This is a genomic window from Streptomyces sp. E11-3 (assembly GCF_046540415.1).
Taxonomy (GTDB): domain Bacteria; phylum Actinomycetota; class Actinomycetes; order Streptomycetales; family Streptomycetaceae; genus Streptomyces.
Genome location: NZ_JAZGRL010000163.1, coordinates 1 through 1,557, shown reverse-complemented (window position 1 = coordinate 1,557; position 1,557 = coordinate 1). Strand labels below are relative to the sequence as shown.

The 1,557-nt window shown below is 70.1% G+C and carries 1 protein-coding gene; it reads left to right on the top strand.

The window, feature by feature from the left end:
* On the top strand, positions 1 to 1,442 hold a 1,442-nt coding region (locus tag U9R90_RS36115; protein ID WP_411061721.1), incomplete at its 5' end, for a M1 family metallopeptidase.
* Between the last annotated feature and the right edge of the window lie 115 nt (positions 1,443 to 1,557).

The following is a 1,557-nucleotide window of genomic DNA, read 5'->3' as shown; positions in this document are numbered from 1 at the left end:
GACCCTCCACCCACCCCGTCGCCCCCGACCCCGAACTCGTCCCCGACACCGCCGCCGCACAACTCAACTTCGACGGCATCTCCTACGCCAAGGGCGCATCCGCCCTGCGCCAACTCGTCGCCTGGCTCGGCGAAAAAGACTTCCTCGCCGGAATCAACACCCACTTCAAGCGGCACAAGTTCGCCAACGCCACCCTCGCCGACTTCATCGACTCACTCGCCGAAGCCACCGACCGCGACGTCCACGCCTGGGCCGACGTCTGGCTGCGCACGACCGGCGTCGACACCCTCACCCCCACACCCGGCGAAGCCGAAGGCTACTGGCACCTCACCGTCGACCAGCACGGCAACCGGCCCCACCGCATCGTCGTCGGCACCTACGACCGCGACCTCGTCGACGGCACCCAACTCGTCCCCCGCGAACGCTTCGAACTCGACGTCCCCCAAGGCGAATCCGTCAAAATCCTGCCCGGCCGCCGCCCCGACCTCATCCTCCTCAACGACGGCGACCTCACCTACGCCAAAATCCGCTTCGACGACACCTCCTGGACCACCCTCAAGCAGTCCCTGTCCGCGCTCCCCGAACCCCTGACCCGCGCCGTCGTCTGGAACGCCCTACGCGACGCCGTACGCGACGGCGAACTCCCGCCCGCCGCCTACCTCGAAGCCGCCCGCGCCCACCTCCCACACGAAACCGACCTCGCCCTCGTCCAAGGCGTCCTCACCTTCGCCGCCACCCAGATCGCCGACCGCTACGTCACCCCCGAGAACCGGCCCGCCGCCCTCGCCACCCTCACCGACCTGTGCCGCGACCTGATCCGCCGCACCGAAGACGGATCCAACCCCGGCCTGCGCCTCACCGCCGTACGCCACCTCATCGGCGCCGCCAGCCAACCCGACACCATCCGCGACTGGTTCGACAACGGCAGCGTCCCCGGCGGACCCGAACTCGACCCCGAACTGCGCTGGCGCATCCTCGGCCGACTCGCCGTACTCGGCGCCATCGACGACGCCGTCATCGAAGCCGAACTCCTCCACGACCCCAGCGCCACCGGCCAGGAAGGCGCCGCCCGCTGCCGCGCCGCCCTGCCCGACCCCGAAGCCAAGCGCGCCGCCTGGCAGGAGATGTTCGCCACCGACCACCTCTCCAACTACCTCTTCACCGCCACCGCGCAGGGCTTCTGGCAACCCGAACAACTCGACCTCGTACGCGACTACATCCCCCGCTTCTTCGAGGACGCCGTCGCCGTCGCCGCCCGCCGCGGCCCCGCGATCGCCGACGCGGCAGGCCGCTGGGCCTTCCCCACGGTCGCGGTCACCCCCGAAACCCTCCACCTCGGGGAGACCTGCCTCGCAGACGCCGACCCCAGCCCTTCACTACGCCGCAAACTCATCGACCAACTCGATGACTTGGCGAGGGCCTTGCGGGTACGGAGCAGCTGAATGACAGCCCGGCCGGCGTTTGAGGCCATCTTGTGAGCCCGGCCGGCGATTGAGGCCTTTCGGGAAGGGGCGGGGTGGGGGCTGAATCTCTGACCCCCACCCCCAACCCACCCGC